Genomic DNA, 18,334 nt, shown 5'->3' with positions numbered 1-18,334 from the left:
CTTGCCCATTCCCGATTCCCGATTTCCGATTCCCGGCGTCACAGCGTCTGCTCCAGGATGCGCCAGCACAGGCCGGCGAAATCCACGCCCAGCTGCGCCGCGGCCTTGGGCACCAGCGAATGGCTGGTCATGCCCGGGGCGGTGTTGACCTCGATCAGTTGCAGGCCGCGCACGCGGTCGCGCATCACGTCCACGCGGCCCCAGCCGCTGCAGCCGGCCGCGGCGAAGGCCTGCAGCGCGAGCTGGCGGATCTCGGTCTCGTCCTCGCCCTGCATGCCCGGGCACAGATACTGGGTGTCCTCGGCGATGTACTTTGCGTGGTAGTCGTACCAGTCGCCGGCCGGGACAATGCGGATCGACGGCAGCGCGACGTCGCCGAGGATGCCGACGGTGTACTCCTCGCCCTGCACCATCTGCTCCATCAGCAGTTCGCCGCGGTACTCGGCGGCGAAGGCGCGCACCGGCGCCAGGTCGGCCTCGGACAGCACGCGGAACACGCCGACGCTGGAGCCTTCGCAGGCGGGCTTGACGAACAGCGGGTAGCCCAGCGCGGCGGCGGCCGCGGCCAGGTCGGCCTGGGCGTCGATGCGGGCGAAGCCCGGGGTCGGCAGGCCGGCGGCGATCCACACCTGCTTGGTGCGGATCTTGTCCAGGGTCAGCGCGCTACCGAGCACGTCGGGGCCGGTGAACGGCACCTGCAGCGCGCGCAGCAGGCCCTGCAGCACGCCGTTCTCGCCGTCGCCGCCGTGCAGGATGTTGAACACGCGATCGACTTCGCCGGCGCGGATGCGCTCGAGCAAGGCGGGAATGCCGTCCACCGGCTGCGCGTCGACGCCACGGCTGCGCAGCGCCTCGAGCACGTTGGCGCCGGAGTTCAGCGACACCTCGCGTTCGCTGGACGTGCCGCCGAGCAGCACGGCGACGCGGCCGAACGCGGCCGGGTCGGTGACGCGCGGCGGCGGCAGGGTCTGCGCGCTCATGCGTCGGCTCCGCCGGCGAAGCCGTGCTGGGCGATGTGCTGGGCCACGTAACCGATGTCGCCCGCGCCCATCATCAGCAGCAGGTCGCCGTCCTGCAGCACGTCCGGCAGCACGCTGTCGAGTTCGCCGACCTGGCCGACCACCACCGGTTCGCTGCGGCCGCGCGCGCGGATCGCGCGCGCCAGCGAGCGCGCGTCTGCGCCCGGGATCGGCGCCTCGCCGGCCGGGTAGACCTCGCTGAGCACCAGCGCGTCCACTTCCGACAGCACCGCGGCGAAGGCGTCGAACTGGTCGCGGGTGCGGCTGTAGCGATGCGGCTGGAACGCGACCACCAGGCGCTTGTCCGGCCAGCCGCCGCGGGCGGCGGCGAACACCGCGGCCAGCTCGCGCGGGTGGTGACCGTAGTCGTCGACCACGCGCACGCGCGCGCCGCCGGCGGTGGTCACTTCGCCCAGGTCGTTGAAGCGGCGGCCGATGCCGGCGAAGCTCTGCAGCGCGCTGGCGATCGCCTCCGGCGCCACGCCCAGCTGCCAGCCGATGGCGGCGGCGGCCAGCGCGTTGAGCACGTTGTGCCGGCCCGGCAGCGCCAGGGTCACCGGGATGCTGCTGCCTTCCGGCAGGCGCAGGGTGAAGCGCATGCGTGGACCATCCTGCACCACGTCCTCGGCGCGCACGTCGGCGTTCTCGCTGAGCCCGTAGCTCATCACATGGCGCGGGGTCTTCGCCGCCAGCGCGGCCACTTCCGGATCGTCGATGCACAGCACCGCCAGGCCGTAGAACGGCAGGCGCTGCAGGAACTCGGCGAATGCCGCCTGGACCCGGGCGAAGTCGTTGCCGTAGTTCTCCAGGTGATCGGCATCGATGTTGGTGATGACCGAGATCAACGGGTTCAGGCGCAGGAAGCTGCCGTCGCTCTCGTCGGCCTCGGCCACCAGCCACTGGCCGCCGCCGAGCTTGGCGTTGGCGCCGGCGGCGAGCAGCTGCCCGCCGATCACGAAGGTCGGGTCCAGCCCGCCTTCGCTGAGCACCGCCGCGGCCAGGCTGGTGGTGGTGGTCTTGCCGTGGGTGCCGGCCACCGCGATGCCGCGGCGGAAGCGCATCAGTTCGGCCAGCATCGCCGCGCGCGGCATGATCGGAATGCGCTGGCTGCGCGCCTCCATCAGTTCCGGGTTGTCCTCGCGGATCGCGCTGGACACCACCACGCAGTCGGTACCGAGCACGTTGGCCGCCGAGTGCCCGCGCATCACCCGCGCGCCGAGCTTGACCAGGCGTCGGGTCGCCGCATTGTCGGCGTTGTCCGAACCGGAGACCTCATAGCCCAGGGTCAGCATGACCTCGGCGATGCCGCTCATGCCGGTGCCGCCGATGCCGACGAAGTGCACGCGCGGGAACGCGCGGACCAGATCGCCGGTGTCGTGGAGACGGCGGATCATTGCTGGCCTCCTGCGGAGGCGGGAATGGGGAAACGGGAATCGGGAATTGGAAGAAGCGCGGCAGCGGCAGCGATCCGTGCCTGTCGCGTGTTCGTGTCTGCGTGTGTCACTGCGTGATTCTGCCCTTGATTGTGCTTGTACCCATTCCCCATTCCCGGTTCTCCATTCCCGGCTTCTTCCAACACAATGTCCGCAATCCGCTCGGCCGCATCCGGCTTGGCCAGCTGGCGCGCGGCCTCGGCCATGGCCAGGCGCTGCGCGGGCTGCGCCAGCAGGTCGCGCAGCACGCGCTGCAGGCGGCCGGCCAGGGCGTCGTCCTGCTTCAGCAGCACGGCGGCGCCGCGCTCGACCAGGTATTCGGCGTTGCGGGTCTGGTGGTCGTCGACGGCGGCGGCGAACGGCACCAGCACGCTGCCGATGCCGACCGCGCACAGTTCGGCCAGGGTCGAGGCGCCGGCGCGGCACACCACCAGGTCGGCCCAGGCGTAGGCGGCGGCCATGTCGCCGATGAAGGCTTCGACGCTGGCCGCGACGCCGGCGTCGGCGTAGGCGCGCGCGGCTTCCTCGCGCAGCGCTTCGCCGCACTGATGGCGCACTTCTACGGCCGTGCCGAGCGCGGCCAGCGCCTGCGGCAACGCCTGGTTGAGCACGCGCGCGCCCTGGCTGCCGCCCAGCACCAGCAGCCGCGGCGCGCCGTGGCGCGCAGTCAGGCGCTGCGCCGGCGGCGCCAGCGCGGCGATCTCGGCGCGCACCGGGTTGCCCACCGCTTCCTCGCGCGTGGCGAAGCTGCCGGGGAAGCCGGTCAGCACGCGCCGTGCGACCCGCGCCAGCACCTTGTTGGTCAGGCCCGGCGCGCGGTTCTGTTCGTGCACCAGCAGCGGCAGCTTGAGCAGGCGCGCGGCCAGGCCGCCGGGGCCGGCCGCGAAGCCGCCGAAGCTGATCACCGCGCGCGGCGCACGCCGGCGCAGCACGAAGCCGGCGGCGCGCACGGCGCGCATCACCCGCACCGGCGCACCGAACAGGGCCAGAACGCCCTTGCCGCGCAGCCCACCGATCTCGATGGTGTCCAGCTCGATGCCGTGTTCCGGCACCAGCCGCGTTTCCATGCGCCCGGCCGCGCCCAGCCACACCACCGGCACGCCGCGCGCGCGCAGCACCTTGGCCACGGCCAGCGCGGGGAAGATGTGCCCGCCGGTGCCGCCGGCGAGGATCATCACCGGACGATCGCCCTGCACCGCGCTCATCCGAGCCTCCCGAAGGTGGGTTCCACGCGCGGCTGCATGCGGCTGGTGCCGCGCCCCGGGGTGCCGCCCTGGATCGCCGCGGCGACCGCGCTGGCGCTGGCCTCGCGCGCGGCGCGCAAGTCCTCGGCGTTGTCCACGGTCTGCTTGACCGGCATCGCCGCGTCGCTGCGCACCAGCGCCACCTGGCGCTCGGCGCGGTTGAGTTCGTAGGACACGCGCAGCAGCAGGCCCATCGCCACGCAAGTCATCAGCACGCTGGAACCACCGGCGGAGATCAGCGGCAGGGTCAGGCCCTTGGTCGGCAGGATGCCCAGGTTCACGCCGACCGAGACGAAGCTCTGCAGGCTGATCCACAGGCCGATGCCGAAGGCGATGTAGCCGGAGAAGTGGCGCTTCATTTCCACGCAGCGCATGCCCAGCCAGAACGCGCGGCCGACCAGCAGCGCGTACAGGGAAATGATCAGGCACACGCCGACGAAGCCCAGTTCCTCGGCGATGACCGAGAAAATGAAGTCGGTGTGCGCTTCCGGCAGGTAGTTGAGCTTCTGCACCGAACCGCCCAGGCCGACCCCGAACAGTTCGCCGCGGCCCACCGCCATCAGCGCGTTGGACAGCTGGTAGCCGGAGCCGAGCTGGTCGGCCCACGGATCGAGGAAGGAGGTGATGCGGCGCAGGCGGTACGGCTCGAGGATCGCGATGAAGGCGAACACCGGCAGGCCGATCACGATCGGCATCGACATGCGCGGCAGATTCACCCCGCCCAGCACCAGCATGCCGGCGGTGATCGCCAGCAGCAGCGTGGAGGAACCGAAGTCCGGCTGCAGCAGCAGCAGGCCGACCAGCGCCACCGCCACGCCCAGCGGCTTGAGCATCGCCGGCCAGGTCGCGTTGACCTCGTCGCGGAAGCGCACCAGGTAGCTGGACAGCCACACGATGTACAGCACCTTCACCGCTTCCACGGTCTGGAAACGCGAGATGCCCAGGTTGATCCAGCGCCGCGCGCCGTTGACGGTGCTGCCCAGCCCGGGCACGAACACCACCAGCAGCAGGCCGAAGCAGGCCAGCAGCAGCAACTGGTTGTACTGCTCGATGTTCTTCAGCTCGGTGCGCATCGCCCAGATCGCCAGGCCGACACCGCCGGCCAGGAACAGCAGGTGACGGCTCAGGTAGTAGAACGGGCTGGTGGTCAGCTCGATCGAGCTGGAGCCGACCATGACCACGCCCAGCGACGCCAGCGCCACCGCGGCGCCGAGCAGCCACGGGTCGTAGCGGCCACCGATGGCCTCCAGGCGGGTCGCTTGGCGGGCGGGGTCGTTCATCAGCGCACCTTCAACGTGGCCAGGCCGACCAGCACCAGCACCACCGAAATGATCCAGAAGCGCACGATCACCCGCGGCTCCGGCCAGCCCTTCAGCTCGAAGTGGTGGTGGATCGGCGCCATGCGGAACACGCGCTTGCCGGTGAGCTTGAACGAGGCGACCTGGATCATCACCGACAGCGTCTCGATGACGAACACGCCGCCCATGATCACCAGCACCAGTTCCTGGCGCACGATCACCGCGATGGTGCCCAGCACCGCGCCCAGCGCCAGCGCGCCGATGTCGCCCATGAACACCATCGCCGGGTAGGTGTTAAACCACAGGAAGCCCAGGCCCGCGCCGGCGATCGCCGCGCAGATGATGATCAGCTCGCCGGCGCCGGGAATGGTTGGGATCTTCAGGTAGGCCGAGAACACCGCGTTGCCCGAGGCATAGGCGAACACGCCCAGCGCGCAGGCCACCAGCACCGTCGGCATGATCGCCAGGCCGTCCAGGCCGTCGGTCAGGTTGACCGCGTTGGAGAAGCCGACGATCCAGAAATAGGCGATGGCGACGAAACTGATCCCGGCCAGCGGCAGCGCGATCGACTTGAACATCGGGATGTAGAAGGTGATCGCCGCCGGCACGTCGGCGGTGTAGTACAGGAACAGGCCCGCGGCCAGGCCGAAGATCGACTGCAGCAGGTACTTCCAGCGCGACTTCAGCCCGTTCGGGTCGCGGCGCACGATCTTGATCCAGTCGTCGTACCAGCCGATCACGCCGAACGCCAGCATCACCGCCAGCACCAGCCACACGTAGCGGTTGCGCAGGTCGCCCCACAGGAGCACCGACAGCAGCACGGTGAGCAGGATCAGCGAGCCGCCCATGGTCGGGGTGCCGGCCTTGGAGAAGTGGGTCTGCGGGCCGTCCTGGCGGATCGGCTGGCCGCCCTTGAACTGCGCCAGCTTGCGGATCACCGCCGGGCCCAGCCACAGCGACAGGAACAGCGAGGTCAGCGCCGCGAGGATGCCGCGGAAGGTCAGATAGCCGAACAGCCCGAACATGCTTTCGAGCTGCTGCAGCCAGCGGGCGAGTTCAAGCAGCATGCGGCGCCTCCTGTGCCTGGTTCAGCAGCGCACGCACCACGGTGTCCATGGCGCTACCGCGCGAGCCCTTGATCAGGAGCGTGGCCGGGACCCGGGACCCGGGACCCGGGACCCGTGGGAGCGCGCCATCGGACGGCGCGCCGGTGTTCTCATGCATCTGCTTCACTTCCTGCTCTTGATCCTGCTCTTGCCGATTCCCGGCTCCCGATTCCCGATTCCCGGCCACCGCAGCCAGATCGCGCTGCAGCGCCTCGATCAGCGCCGCATGGCTGTCGAAGACGCGGCCGTTCTCGCCGAACGCCTGCGCGGCGTGGGCGCTGAGCGGGCCGAGCGCGTACAGCCGGGTCAGCCCGGCATCGCGCGCGCGGCGCCCGCCGCTGGCATGCAGCGCCTCGGCGCCGGCGCCGAGTTCGCGCATGTCGCCCAGCACCAGCCAGCGCTCGCCGCCGGCCGCGGCCAGGGCGTCGATCGCCGCAGCCAGCGAGCCGGGGTTGGCGTTGTAGCTGTCGTCGATCAGCACCGCGCCGTTGGGCAGCGTGTGGGTGATCTGCCGGCCCGGCACCGGCTGCACCTGCGCCAGGCCGGCGGCGATACGCGCCGGCGCCACGTCCAGCGCCAGCGCCAGCGCGGCGGCGGCCAGGGCGTTCTGCAGGTTGTGCCGGCCCGGCAACGGCAGCGTCGCCTCGACGTCGCCGCGCGGGGTGGTCAGCACGAACTGGGTGCGGTCGGCGGCCATGCGGACCTGCGCGGCACCGACCTCGGCGCCCGGCTGCAGGCCGAAGCGCAGCACCTGCGGCCGCGCCTCGCCGCTCGCCAGGCGCTGCTCGAACCACAGGCCGAAGGCGTCGTCGGCATTGATCACCGCGGTGCCGTCGGCCGGCAGCGCGGTGTAGATCGCGCCCTTGGTCTGCGCCACGCCGAGCAGGCTGCCCATGCGCTCCAGGTGCGCAGCGGCGATGTTGTTGACCAGCGACACCTGCGGCGGCGCAATGTCGGTGAGATAGGCGATGTCGCCCGGCTTGCCGGCGCCCATCTCGTAGATCGCGTAGTCGGCGTCGTCCGGCGCCTCGATCACCGCCAGCGGCAGGCCGATCTCGTTGTTGCGGTTGCCGGGGTTGGCGTAGACGCTGCCGCCGTCGATGCGGCAGGCATGCTGCAGGATCGCCAGCAGCAGCGCCTTGACACTGGTCTTGCCGTTGCTGCCGGTGATCGCGGCCACGCGGGTGGCGCGGCCGCGCTGCATGCCGGCGGCGATCCGCGCCAGCGCCAGCTGGGTGTCGGCGACGACGATCTGCGGCAGTTCGATCTGCGGCTGCACGCGCTCCACCAGCAGCGCGCTGGCGCCGCGCGTTGCGGCGTCGGCGACGAAGGCGTGACCATCGAAACGCTCGCCGCGCAGCGCCACGTACAGGCTGCCGGCGGCCAGGCTGCGGGTGTCGTGACTGATCGCATCGATCGCCACGTCGTCGCCGTGCAGCTCGACGCCGGCCCAGTGCGCGATCATCGACAACGGCAGGCGCTTCATCGGGCCGCCTCCGCCGCATGCGCGCGCAGGGCCTGCGCGGCGACCTCAGTGTCGTCGAACGGATGGCGCACGCCGGCGATCTCCTGGTACGGCTCGTGGCCCTTGCCGGCGATCAGCACGATGTCCTCGGCGCCGGCGTCGGCGACCGCCATGGCGATCGCCTGCGCGCGGTCGCGCTGCACCTGCACCGCCTGCATGCCGTCGAAGCCGGCCAGGATGTCAGCGACGATACGGTCGCCGTCCTCGCCACGCGGGTTGTCGTCGGTGACCACCACGCGCTCGGCCAGGCGCTGCGCGATCGCCGCCATCTGCGGGCGCTTGCCGGTGTCGCGCTCGCCGCCGCAGCCGAACACGCAGGTAATGCGGCCCTGCGCGTGCGCGCGCAGGCTCTGCAGCGCCTGTTCCAGCGCGTCGGGCGTATGCGCGTAGTCGACCACCACCAGCGGCTGCGCACCATCGCCGCCGAGCCGGTTCATGCGCCCGCGGATCGGCTGCAGCTGCGCCAGGATGGCGGCGATGCGCACCGGCGCCACGTCCAGCGCGTGCAGCGCGCCGGCCACGGCCAGCAGGTTGTCGACGTTGAAACGGCCCAGCAACGGCGACTGCAGCGGATGCCGCTCCTCGCCGATCGCCAGGGTGAAACCGATGCCGCGCGCGTCCAGGCGCAGCGCCTCGGCGCGCACCTGCGCGCCGTCCTGGCCGCGCGAGCTGACCGCGATGCGGCGCAGCGCCGGATCCAGCGTGCCCAGCAGTTCGCGGCCGAACGCATCGTCCAGGTTGACCACCGCCGACTTCAGCCCCGGCGTGGCGAACAGGCGCGCCTTGGCCGCGCCGTAACTGGCCATGTCGCCGTGGTAGTCGAGATGGTCGCGGGTGAGATTGGTGAACACCGCCACGTCGAAATGCACCGCGTCCACGCGGCCCTGGTCGAGCGCGTGCGAGCTGACTTCCATCGCCACCGCCTGCGCGCCGGCGTCGCGCAGCTGCGCCAGCAGCGCGTGCAGCGGCAGCACCAGCGGCGTGGTGAAGCCGGTCGGCTGCACCTGCCCGTACAGGCCGGCGCCGAGCGTGCCGATGCTGCCGCTGCGCGTGCCCAGCAGGTGCCAGGCCTGCGCCAGCAGTTGCACGGTGGAGGTCTTGCCGTTGGTGCCGGTGACCCCGACCATGGTCATGGTCTGCGACGGATGGCCGTGGAACTGGTCGGCCATCGCGCCCATGCGCGCGCGCAGGCCCGGCACCGCGATCGCGTCGGCCGGCGCCGGCAGCTCGGCCGGGGCCGGCGGGTCGTACAGCACCGCGACCGCGCCGTTGGCGCGCGCCTGTTCGACGAAGCCCAGGCCGTGCGCGCCGAACCCGGCGATCGCCACGAAGGCATCGCCCGGGCGCACCGCGCGGCTGTCCATGACCAGCCCGGACACCTGCACGTCGTGCGCCAGCGCCACACCCGGCAGCAGTTGCGACAGCGACATCGCGCGGGTCACTGGCGGGTCTCCTGCAGCGGGGCCGGCAACGCGGCCGGCGCCGGCGGCGCCACGGCGCGCGCGCTGGGCAGCGCGGCATCGACTTCGGCGGCGGCGTCGGGCACGGTCGCCGGATCCGGCTCCACCGGCGCCGGCGGCGGCGCGTGGCCGCTCTTGCCGGCGGCCTGCGCGGCCAGCCACGACTGGATGTCGTCCGGCGGCACGTCCATCAGCCGCAGCGCGCCTTCCATCACGTTGTGGAACACCGGCGCCGAGACCAGGCCGCCGTAGTACTTGGCGCCCTGCGGGTCGTTGATCACGATGACCGTGGCGAAGCGCGGGTTGCTCGCCGGCACCAGGCCCGCGAACAGCGCGTTGTAGTGGCCGCGCTCGTAGCCGCCGGGGCCGGCCTTGCGCGCAGTGCCGGTCTTGCCGGCGACGTGGTAGCCCAGGATCGCCGCGCCCTTGGCGCCGCCCTGGGTGACCACGGTCTCCATCATCGCCACCACTTCCTTGGAGATCGCCGGGTCCAGCACCTGCTTGCTGTCCTCGTGCTGGCCCTTGACGAAAGTCGGGGTCACCAGGCGCCCGCCGTTGCCCAGCGCGCAGTAGGCGCGGGCGATCTGCAGCGGCGTCACCGACAGGCCGTAGCCGTAGGACATGGTGGTCTTGGAGGAGCCGCTCCAGCGCGCCGGCGACGGGAACACGCCGGCCGATTCGCCGGGGAAGCCGCTGTGCGGGGAGCTGCCGTAGCCGTAGCTGTGGACCTGGTCGTAGAAGGTCTGGTCCGGCAGCTTGGCCGCGATCTTGGCCGCGCCGATGTTGGAGCTGCGGGTGATCACCCCGGTCACGGTCAGCACGCCGTTGTTGCGCGGCACGTCCTTGATCGTGAAGCGGCCCACCGACATGTAGCCGGGGTTGGTGTCGATCAGCGTGTCCTTGGTCACCACCCCGGCCTTGAGCGCGGTGGAGATGGTCAGCGGCTTCATCGTCGAGCCCGGCTCGACCAAGTCGGTGACCGCGCGGTTGCGGCGCACGTCCGGGTTGACCCCGTTGACCGCGTTGGGGTTGTAGGTCGGCAGGTTGACCATGGCCAGGATCTCGCCGGTGGCCACGTCCATGATCACGATCGAGCCGCCGGCGGCCTTGTTCTCGACCAGCGCGTTGCGCAGTTCCTTGTAGGCCAGGAACTGGATGCGGCGGTCGATGCTCAGGGTCAGGTCCTTGCCCGGCTGCGCCGGCTTGACCAGGTCGATGCTCTCGACGATCGCGCCCTTGCGGTCGCGGATCACCCGCTTGGCGCCCGGCTTGCCGCGCAACCAGGAATCGAACGCCAGCTCCAGTCCTTCCTGGCCGCGGTCGTCGATGTTGGTGAAGCCCAGCACGTGCGCCATCGCTTCGCCCTGCGGGTAGAAGCGGCGGAATTCGCGCTGCGAGAACACGCCGGGGATGCCCAGCGCGACCACCGCATGCGCCTTGTCCGGATTGATCCGGCGCTTGAGGTACATGAACTCCTTGTCCGCCTTCTGCGAGAGCTTGGCGGTGAGTTCGTCGACCGGCAGTTCCAGCGCCTGCGCCAGCTGCGGGATGCGGTCCGGGCTGCGCAGCAGTTCCTGCGGATTGACCCAGATCGACTCCACCGGCGTGGACACCGCCAACGGCTCGCCGTTGCGGTCGGTGATCATGCCGCGCGAGGTGGCGATCGGCAGTTCGCGCAGGTAGCGCGCTTCGCCCTGGCGCTGGTAGAAGTCGCTGTTGATCAGCTGCACGTAGGCCGCGCGGCCGATCAGGGTCACCGAGCACAGGCCCAGCGCCGCGCCGACCAGCACCAGGCGGCCGCGCAGGTTGAAGTTGCTGCGGGGGCGATTGCGGCCGCTCTTGTTCACGGACGCACCACCACGATGTCGCCGGTCTCGGGGAACTTCATCCCCAGCCGCTCGCGCGCGACCTGGTCGACGCGATTGCTCTCCGCCCAGGTCGCCTGCTCCAGCTGCAGCCGGCCGAACTCGATGTTCAGCTCGTCGCGGTTGTGCTCCAGCCGCGACAGCTCCACGAACAACTGGCGATGGCGATGGCGCATGTACACCACCCCGATCGCCGAGGCGATGGTGCAGGCGAGCAGCACGATCAGCAGCAGCCGGCTCATGACGCGCTCCTGTGGAGCGCGCCATGCGCCGGCGGGAATGGGGAAACGGGAATGGGGAATGGGGAAGAGCCGGTCGACCGCACACGGAAACCTTCCGTCCCGGGAAGCGCGCTCTTGCTTTCGCCTTTACCGATTCCCGATTCCCGACTCCCGATTCCCAGCTTCTCCGCCACTCGCAACACCGCGCTGCGCGCGCGCGGGTTCACCGCCAGTTCGTCGGCGTCGGCCTTGATCGCGCCGCCGTGCAGGCGCAGGGTCGGCACGAAGGTCGTGGCCTCGGGCAGGCGGCGGTTGCTCGGCGGGGCCTTGGCGTGGCGCTGCATGAACTGCTTGACGATGCGGTCTTCCAGCGAGTGGAAGCTGATCACCGCCAGGCGGCCGCCGGGCTTGAGCCGGGCCAGCGCCGCGTCCAGGCCGGTTTCCAGATCGGCCAGTTCGCGGTTGATGTGGATGCGGATGGCCTGGAAGCTGCGGGTGGCCGGGTGGGTCTTGCTGTCGCCGCGCGGCATCACGCTGGCGATCAGCTCGGCCAGTTCGGCGGTGCGGGTCAGCGGCTGCTTCTCGCGGCGGGCGACGATGGCGCGGGCGATGCGCCGGCTCTGCCGCTCTTCGCCGTAGGTCCACAGCACGTCGGCGATCTCGCGCTCCTCGGCGCGCGCCAGCCACTGCGCCGCGCTCTCGCCGGCGTCCGGGTCCATGCGCATGTCCAGCGGGCCGTCCTTGCCGAAGGAGAAGCCGCGTTCGGCCACGTCCAGCTGCGGCGAGGACACGCCCAGGTCGAACAGCACTCCGTCCAGGGCAACGGCAGCGTCCCAGTGGCCCAGCTCGGCGAAGCTGCCGCGATAGATGGACACGCGCGCGTCGCCGCCGAACGCATGTTCGGCTTCGGCGATCGCCTCGGGGTCCTTGTCCATCACCAGCAGCCGGCCTCCTGGGCCGAGTTTGTGCAGCACCCCGCGCGCGTGTCCGCCACGCCCGAACGTGCCATCCAGATAGGTTCCGTTTTCGATCACCTGCAGCCCGTCCAGGACCTGCGCGAACAACACCGGCAGATGCGCCGCCGATGGTTGCGACACCGGGAGGTGACCGGCCTGCGCCTGTCCGCGCATCCGGACACCCCGACTCACAACTTCAGATCGAGCAATCCATCGCCCAGATCCTCGTCAGACAACGTCTGCTGGATCAGTGCGCGATGAGCCTGCTCGCTCCACAGTTCGAACTTGTCGCCCATGCCCAACAGCACGGCGCGCTTTTCAATGCCCACCGCGGCGCGATGGCTCGGCGGAATGGTGATGCGGGCGTTGGCGTCCAGCTCCAGCGCGGCCGACGAACCCACCAGCTTTTGCTGCAGGACCCGCACCACGCGCTGGGTGTTGGGCTTGGCCATGACGTCGTCACGGACCCGCTCCCACTCCTTCTCCGCATACAGCCACAGGCAGCCGGCCTCGAACGGGTTGTAGGTCAGCACCAGCCGATTGCCGCTCACGCGCGCGACGAGGTCGCGGTACGCGGTGGGAACCGCCATACGCCCCTTGTCGTCCACAGTGATTGCGGTCTCGCCCTGAAACACGACGCCTGCACCTTTCCGAATCCGCCTGGGCGGTCATTGAACCACGAAAAACCACAAAAAACCCGGTTTCCCCTCAAGTGCCCACCTTAGCAGCGCGCAACGGGTTGTCAACAACTTTGCGAGCGGTAAATCGCTAGCGGGATCAATGGTTTGCAACGATCTTTAGAGACTTGTTCAAGGCTTATCCACAAGTTACTGTTTCGTCTCAAATTTTGAGATTGAACGGAAATTCAGGCCTGTGTACGCGGCGTTAAGGCGGTCGTCACCGGCCGTCGACATGGCGCCCAGGCTCGCGCCGCGTTGCGCAAGCGCGCACACTGCCGGGCATGTGTCTGGTCGTTCTCGCGCACGCTGCGCACCCGCGATGGCGCTTGCTGCTGGTCGGCAACCGCGACGAATTCCACGCCCGCCCGACCGCGCCGCTGCAGCGCTGGCCGGCCCCGGCGCAGCGCCTGCTGGCTGGGCGCGACCTGCGCTCCGGCGGCACCTGGGTGGGGCTGGACGCCGCCGGCCGCTGCGCCGTGGTCACCAACGTGCGCGACCCGCTGGCCTCGATGTCCGGCGCCTCGCGCGGCGCCCTGATCGCCGACTACCTGACCGGCGAACAGCCGGCCGCCGCCTTCGCCGACGCGCTGGCCGCGCGCGCCGACGCCTACCCGCCGTTCAACCTGCTGCTGGCCGATGCCGCCGGCGCCGCCTACGTGGGCAACCACCCGCCCGGCCGCAGCGCCCTGGAATCCGGCGTGCACGGCATGTCCAACGGCGCACTGGACGCGCCCTGGCCCAAGACCCTGCGCCTGCGCGCGGCCGTGACCGCCTGGATCGCCGCCGGCGACGACGACCTGGCGCCGCTGTGGCGGGCGCTGACCGACGAGACCCTGGCCGACCCGGCCGACCTACCCGACACCGGGGTCGGCCCGGACCTGGAACGGCGGCTGTCGCCGGCCTTCATCCGCGGCCACGACTACGGCACCCGCGCCAGCACCATCGTCGCGGTGGACGCCGCCGGGCACGGCTGGATCCATGAGCGCCGGTTCGGCCCGGACGGGGTGATCCTGGGGGAGACGCGGCTGGAGAACCGGGACTCGTGACCCTGGATTCGGGATTCGGGATTCGGGAAGCATGGGGTCAGGCGCGAACTTGCTGCCAGCGACCTAGAGCGGCGATTTTTGTGGGAGGGACTTCAGTCCCGACGGGCTTTACCGGTAGAGCCCGTCGGGACTGAAGTCCCTCCCACAGTGCAATCGAAACCTGCACTCGCGGAAAATCCGAATCCCAGGTCCCGTCTTAACATGCGACAATGCCCGCGGCGGAGCCGGCCAGACAGTCGCGTCATCCAATCGCATTTCGGTGCGGCGGGATGCCGAGGAAAGTCCGGGCTCCATAGGGCAAGGTGCCAGGTAACGCCTGGGCGGCGCGAGCCGACGGACTAGTGCAACAGAAAGATACCGCCTACGTCTGCGCAAGCAGGCCGGTAAGGGTGAAATGGTGCGGTAAGAGCGCACCGCGAGTCCGGTAACGGACCGGCACGGCAAACCCCACCTGGAGCAAGACCAAATAGGGACCTCATGGCGCGGCCCGCGTCGGGTCCGGGTAGGTTGCTTGAGCGTACCGGTGACGGTGCGCCTAGAAGAATGACTGTCCACGACAGAACCCGGCTTATCGGCCGGCTCCGCCACTTTTTTCAGAACGCCGAAAACTCCAAACCTTCACTGAGGGCGCGGAGCGCCAGGCGTTCATGGGGCGCCCCCCACCCCCCCCTGGCCTCCGACCCGCTACGAACAGGACCCTTGTTGCGAAAGTGCAATCATTGCACTATGTTCCGCACATGCCGACGATCGTCCGTTTCGCCAACAGCGTTGTCACGATGTATGCGGCCGACCATCTGCCGCCTCACTTCCATGTGCGTACCCGAGATGGTCGGGAAGCGCTGATCGTCATCGACACCCTGGCAGTTCTGTTCGGCCGCCTGAGCCGACGCGAATTGAGCGCCGCGCTTGAATGGGCCGCGGCGAACAAAGCCACCCTCATCGCCCGATGGCAGGAATTGAATCCATGAACCAACCTCAATTCGTCATTACCAAGGTGAAGGCTGTCGCGGCGCGCGAACTTGCACTGACCTTTGCCGACGGCTTCACTTGCACCGTCGACCTCAGCGAGGTCTTGGCCTCGCATCCTTCCCTGAAAAAGGCACGGCTGCCACACGTTTTCCATAAGGTCTCGCTCGACGAATGGCAGCGCGGCGTCATCTTCGACGGCAACGACGAGTTAGCGCTCGCCAGCGACAACCTGCGCGCACTCGCGATCGAGCAAGCCGGTGACTATTCCCACCAGCAGATCATCGCCTGGATGCATCGCCACGACATGACGTTGGATTCAGCCGCCGAAGCATTGGGCTTGAGCCGGCGCATGCTCGCCTACTACCGCAGCGGCGAAAAGCCCGTCCCCAAGAGCATTGGCTTGGCGATGCTGGGATGGGAGGCCGAACAGGCAGGGTTTGATTATTCGAAAGTCGCCTGAGAACGCAGTCGCCATAGACGACTGGCCGGCGATCGCATTGCCGCAGGGCGTTATCGCCCCCCTCAACCGCCGTACAACGCCTTGCGCGACGCACCGGTCAGTTCGGCGGCCAGCTTGGCGGCGGTGGACGGCGGCAGGTGTTCGCTGAGCTTGGCGTAGACACGGCGGCCTTCGGCCAGCTGCGCGTCGGCGTCGTCGCCGGCGCCCTGCACCATCAGCACGAACTCGCCCTTGCGCTGGTTGTCGTCGGCCTCGACCCGCGCGTGCAGGTCGGCCAGGGTGCCGTCGAGCACGGTCTCGAACAATTTGGTCAATTCGCGCGCCATGACTGCCGGGCGGGCATCGCCGAAGGCGGCGCGGCAGTCGGCCAGGGACTCGGCAATGCGGTGCGAGGCTTCGTAGAACACCAGGGTGCGCGGCTCGCCGGCGAGCCGCGCCAGGCGCTCACGGCGCGCCGAGGCCTTGGCCGGTAGGAAGCCTTCGAAGGCGAAGCGGTCGCTGGGCAGGCCGGCCACGCTGAGCGCGGCGATCGCCGCGCAGGCGCCGGGCACCGGGCTGACCCGGACCCCGGCCGCGCGTGCGGCGCGCACCAGGCGGTAGCCGGGGTCGCTGACCAGCGGGGTGCCGGCGTCGCTGACCAGGGCCAGCGACTGCCCCTCCAGCAGGCGCGCGACGATGCGCTGCGACAGCGCCTCTTCGTTGTGTTCGTGCAGCGCCAGCAACGGCCGCTCGATGCCGAAGTGGGCCAGCAGCTGGCCGCTGCGGCGGGTGTCCTCGGCGCAGATCGCCGCCACCGAGCGCAGGGTCTCCTGGGCGCGCGGCGTCAGGTCGGCGAGGTTGCCGATCGGCGTGGCGACGACGTGCAGGGTTCCGGGCTGGGCGCTCATCTACGGGCTTTCCATGGTCAAGGGTAGAATCGTAGCGGTTTTCCCCGGCGCGCCTGGCGTGCCCAGCCGAATGGACCAGAAATGAACAAGCGATTCGCAAGGATTTCCGCCCTGTCGCTGCTGGCGCTGCTCGTCGCCGGCTGCGCCACCACCAGCGTGACGCCGAGCGCCTCGCCGGCCCAATCGGCGGCGCTGGCGCTGCTGGACCAGGGCAAGCCGAAGGACGCGGCGCAGCAGCTCGAGGCGCAGGCCGCCAGCGCCACCGGCAGCGCCCGCAACCAGTTGCTGGGCGACGCCGCCTTCGCCTGGTACGAGGCCGGCGATACCGCCCGCGCGCGCAGCCTGCTGGCGCAGGTGCAGCCGCGGCAGTTGCCGCCACTGAGCAAGGTGCGGGTGGCGCTGGTCGAGGCCGAGCTGGCCCTGGCCGACCGCCAGCCGGCCAAGGCGCTGCAGGCGCTGGGCAGCGATCCGCAGGCGGTGCCGCAGAACCTGCGCGCGCGCTGGCATCTGGCCCGTGCGCAGGCGCTGGAAGGCACCGGCGACGCCACCGCGGCGCTGGACGAACGCGCCCGCGCCGACAACGGCCTCAGCGGCCAGGCGCGCAGCGACAACCAGCGCGCCATCGTGCGCCAGCTGGCCACGCTCAACGATGCCACCCTGCAGGCGCGCGCCGCCGCGCTGCCGGCCGGCGACCCGCTGTACAACTTCGTCGGCCGCGCGCTGCTGAGCCGCGGCCTGGCGCTGCCGCGTCCGTTCGACCGCGGCGAGCAGTGGGGTTTCGACACCAGCAAGCGGCCGCCGGCCGAGCGCGACGGCTATCGCCCGCCGGCCAAGCTGGCGGTGCTGCTGCCGCTGAGCGGCAGCCTGGCCACCGCGGCCGCGCCGGTGCGCGACGGTCTGCTTGCCGGCTACTACGGCGAAACCCGGCGGCGTCCTGCGATCGACTTCATCGACACCACCGGCACCCCGGCCGGGGCGCTGGCCGCCTATCAGAAGGCGGTCGACGGCGGCGCCGATTTCGTGGTCGGCCCGCTCGGCCGCGACGAGGTCACCGCGCTGTTCGGGCGCGACGCGTTGCCGGTGCCGGTGCTGGCGTTGAACCGCGGCACCCACGCCCCGCCCGGCGGCAGCGCCGGTTTCTCGCTGGCGCCGGAAGACGACGGCATCGCCGCCGCCGAGTACCTGCTGGCGCACGAGCGCCACAACACCCTGGTGATCGGCAGCAACGACGACACCGGCCGCCGTGCGGTGGCCGCGTTCCGCGACCGCTTCAGCGAGCGCGGCGGCAAGGTCGCCGGCAGCGTCAGCGTCGCCGACACCCCGGGCGACATCGGCGCGCAGCTGCGCAACGCCGGCGCCGCCGATTCGGTGCTGCTGGCGGTCAAGGGCAATACCGCCCGCGCGCTGGCGCCGCAGCTGGCGCTGGCCGGTTTCGCCGGCAAGAGCCGGGTGGCGACCTCGCAGCTGGTGCTGGGCACCGGCAAGCCCGAGGACGACCTGGTGCTGGACGGCATCGTCTACCCGAGCGAGCTGTGGAACGTGCGCGGCGTCGGCGGCCTGCCGGCGGCGACCAGCGTGGCCGACATGCTGCCGACCGCGCGCGGCCCGGCCGGGCGCCTGTTCGCGTTCGGCTACGACGCCTGGCAGATCACCGCGTATCTGGAGAAGCTGGCGACCGGCAAGGACAGCGGCCTGCGCGGCGCCACCGGCGTGCTGCACCTGGACGGCTTCGGCAACATCGTGCGCACCCCGGCCTGGTCCACTTTCAGCGGCGGGCGCCCGACCCCGCTGCCCGATGGAAACTGAGCGGCGCCGACGCGGCAATGCGGTGGAAGCGGCGGCGCGCGCCGAACTGGAGCGCGCCGGCCTGCGCCTGATCGCCGCCAACGTCGCCTTCCGCGGCGGCGAGCTGGACCTGGTGATGCAGCAGGCGCAAAGCCTGGTGTTCGTCGAAGTGCGCTACCGGCGCAGCACCGCATTCGGCGGCGGCGCGGCCTCGGTCGATCTGCGCAAGCGCCGCCGCCTGCTGCTGGCGGCGCAGCTGTTCCTGGCCGCGCATCCGCAGTACGCCAACTGGCCGTGCCGCTTCGACGTGGTCGAGGCCGAGGGCGATCCGCCGCGGCTGACCTGGCTGCGCGACGCCTTCCGCGCCGAGGATTGCTGAG

Annotated in this window: 17 protein-coding genes and 1 other RNA gene; 6 read left to right on the top strand and 12 right to left on the bottom strand. The window is 70.7% G+C overall.

Annotated features, from left to right (window positions below):
- Positions 1-38: 38 nt before the first annotated feature.
- From CEK69_RS03645 to mraZ, 11 genes are read right to left on the bottom strand one after another with little or no spacing between them, the layout of a single operon-like run.
- Positions 39-980 carry a D-alanine--D-alanine ligase gene (locus tag CEK69_RS03645; RefSeq protein WP_152243903.1) on the bottom strand — a complete coding sequence of 314 codons (942 nt, stop codon included), beginning with the start codon at positions 978-980 and terminating at the stop codon, positions 39-41.
- Positions 977-2,413, bottom strand: a complete 1,437-nt coding sequence (murC, locus tag CEK69_RS03640; RefSeq protein ID WP_010340124.1) for a UDP-N-acetylmuramate--L-alanine ligase — start codon at positions 2,411-2,413, stop codon at positions 977-979. Before murC ends, CEK69_RS03645 begins: the two co-directional genes overlap by 4 nt.
- A complete protein-coding gene (gene murG / locus CEK69_RS03635; protein WP_152243977.1) occupies positions 2,410-3,627 on the bottom strand; it encodes an undecaprenyldiphospho-muramoylpentapeptide beta-N-acetylglucosaminyltransferase in 1,218 nt (405 codons plus the stop codon). The genes murC and murG overlap by 4 nt, the downstream gene beginning before the upstream one ends.
- A 26-nt stretch (positions 3,628-3,653) precedes the next feature.
- Positions 3,654-4,976, bottom strand: coding sequence for a putative lipid II flippase FtsW (ftsW, locus tag CEK69_RS03630; RefSeq protein WP_152243901.1), 1,323 nt, complete (start codon positions 4,974-4,976; stop codon positions 3,654-3,656).
- Positions 4,976-6,061, bottom strand: coding sequence for a phospho-N-acetylmuramoyl-pentapeptide-transferase (gene mraY / locus CEK69_RS03625; RefSeq protein ID WP_010344435.1), 1,086 nt, complete (start codon positions 6,059-6,061; stop codon positions 4,976-4,978). The genes ftsW and mraY overlap by 1 nt, the downstream gene beginning before the upstream one ends.
- Positions 6,051-7,586, bottom strand: a complete 1,536-nt coding sequence (murF, locus tag CEK69_RS03620; RefSeq protein WP_152243899.1) for a UDP-N-acetylmuramoyl-tripeptide--D-alanyl-D-alanine ligase — start codon at positions 7,584-7,586, stop codon at positions 6,051-6,053. Before murF ends, mraY begins: the two co-directional genes overlap by 11 nt.
- Complete coding sequence (locus CEK69_RS03615; protein ID WP_152243897.1) at positions 7,583-9,067, bottom strand: UDP-N-acetylmuramoyl-L-alanyl-D-glutamate--2,6-diaminopimelate ligase; 1,485 nt, start codon at positions 9,065-9,067, stop codon at positions 7,583-7,585. The genes murF and CEK69_RS03615 overlap by 4 nt, the downstream gene beginning before the upstream one ends.
- The gene (locus CEK69_RS03610; RefSeq protein WP_043093186.1) at positions 9,064-10,932 is read right to left on the bottom strand and encodes a penicillin-binding transpeptidase domain-containing protein; all 1,869 of its coding nucleotides are present in this window, start codon (positions 10,930-10,932) and stop codon (positions 9,064-9,066) included. The genes CEK69_RS03615 and CEK69_RS03610 overlap by 4 nt, the downstream gene beginning before the upstream one ends.
- A complete protein-coding gene (gene ftsL, locus CEK69_RS03605; RefSeq protein ID WP_009576670.1) occupies positions 10,929-11,192 on the bottom strand; it encodes a cell division protein FtsL in 264 nt (87 codons plus the stop codon). Before ftsL ends, CEK69_RS03610 begins: the two co-directional genes overlap by 4 nt.
- Positions 11,189-12,301 (bottom strand): 16S rRNA (cytosine(1402)-N(4))-methyltransferase RsmH, encoded by a 1,113-nt coding sequence (rsmH, locus tag CEK69_RS03600; RefSeq protein ID WP_152243975.1) that lies wholly within the window; start codon positions 12,299-12,301, stop codon positions 11,189-11,191. Before rsmH ends, ftsL begins: the two co-directional genes overlap by 4 nt.
- 14 nt (positions 12,302-12,315) lie before the next feature.
- Positions 12,316-12,762, bottom strand: a complete 447-nt coding sequence (gene mraZ / locus CEK69_RS03595; RefSeq protein WP_026144304.1) for a division/cell wall cluster transcriptional repressor MraZ — start codon at positions 12,760-12,762, stop codon at positions 12,316-12,318.
- Between the two features lie 326 nt (positions 12,763-13,088).
- Between mraZ and CEK69_RS03590 the strand changes: the two genes are divergently transcribed.
- The 4 genes from CEK69_RS03590 (at position 13,089) to CEK69_RS03575 (ending at position 15,282) form a co-directional block, all read left to right on the top strand.
- On the top strand, positions 13,089-13,853 hold the full coding sequence (locus CEK69_RS03590) for an NRDE family protein (protein ID WP_152243895.1): 765 nt from the start codon (positions 13,089-13,091) through the stop codon (positions 13,851-13,853).
- A 220-nt stretch (positions 13,854-14,073) separates the two neighbouring features.
- Positions 14,074-14,440: RNase P RNA component class A (gene rnpB / locus CEK69_RS03585), an RNA gene on the top strand.
- Positions 14,441-14,590: 150 nt separating this feature from the next.
- Positions 14,591-14,821 carry a DUF4160 domain-containing protein gene (locus tag CEK69_RS03580; RefSeq protein WP_226975024.1) on the top strand — a complete coding sequence of 77 codons (231 nt, stop codon included), beginning with the start codon at positions 14,591-14,593 and terminating at the stop codon, positions 14,819-14,821.
- Entirely contained in the window at positions 14,818-15,282 is a 465-nt protein-coding gene (locus CEK69_RS03575; protein ID WP_017911117.1) for a DUF2442 domain-containing protein, read from the top strand. The genes CEK69_RS03580 and CEK69_RS03575 overlap by 4 nt, the downstream gene beginning before the upstream one ends.
- Before the next feature lie 62 nt (positions 15,283-15,344).
- Here the strand turns inward: CEK69_RS03575 and rsmI are convergent, their stop codons facing one another.
- On the bottom strand, positions 15,345-16,169 hold the full coding sequence (rsmI, locus tag CEK69_RS03570) for a 16S rRNA (cytidine(1402)-2'-O)-methyltransferase (protein ID WP_017914495.1): 825 nt from the start codon (positions 16,167-16,169) through the stop codon (positions 15,345-15,347).
- Positions 16,170-16,250: 81 nt separating this feature from the next.
- On the opposite strand from rsmI, the gene CEK69_RS03565 reads away from it, so the two are divergent.
- Together CEK69_RS03565 and CEK69_RS03560 are read left to right on the top strand one after the other, a co-directional pair.
- Positions 16,251-17,975 carry a penicillin-binding protein activator gene (locus CEK69_RS03565; protein WP_152243893.1) on the top strand — a complete coding sequence of 575 codons (1,725 nt, stop codon included), beginning with the start codon at positions 16,251-16,253 and terminating at the stop codon, positions 17,973-17,975.
- Entirely contained in the window at positions 17,965-18,333 is a 369-nt protein-coding gene (locus CEK69_RS03560) for a YraN family protein (RefSeq protein ID WP_017914048.1), read from the top strand. The genes CEK69_RS03565 and CEK69_RS03560 overlap by 11 nt, the downstream gene beginning before the upstream one ends.
- The last annotated feature ends 1 nt before the right edge of the window (position 18,334 follow it).

This window comes from Xanthomonas sp. LMG 12462, from assembly GCF_009192885.1.
GTDB classification, from domain to species: Bacteria; Pseudomonadota; Gammaproteobacteria; order Xanthomonadales; family Xanthomonadaceae; genus Xanthomonas_A; species Xanthomonas_A sontii.
The sequence above is the reverse complement of the archived record's forward strand: the minus strand, read 5'-3'. Positions and strand labels throughout refer to the sequence as shown.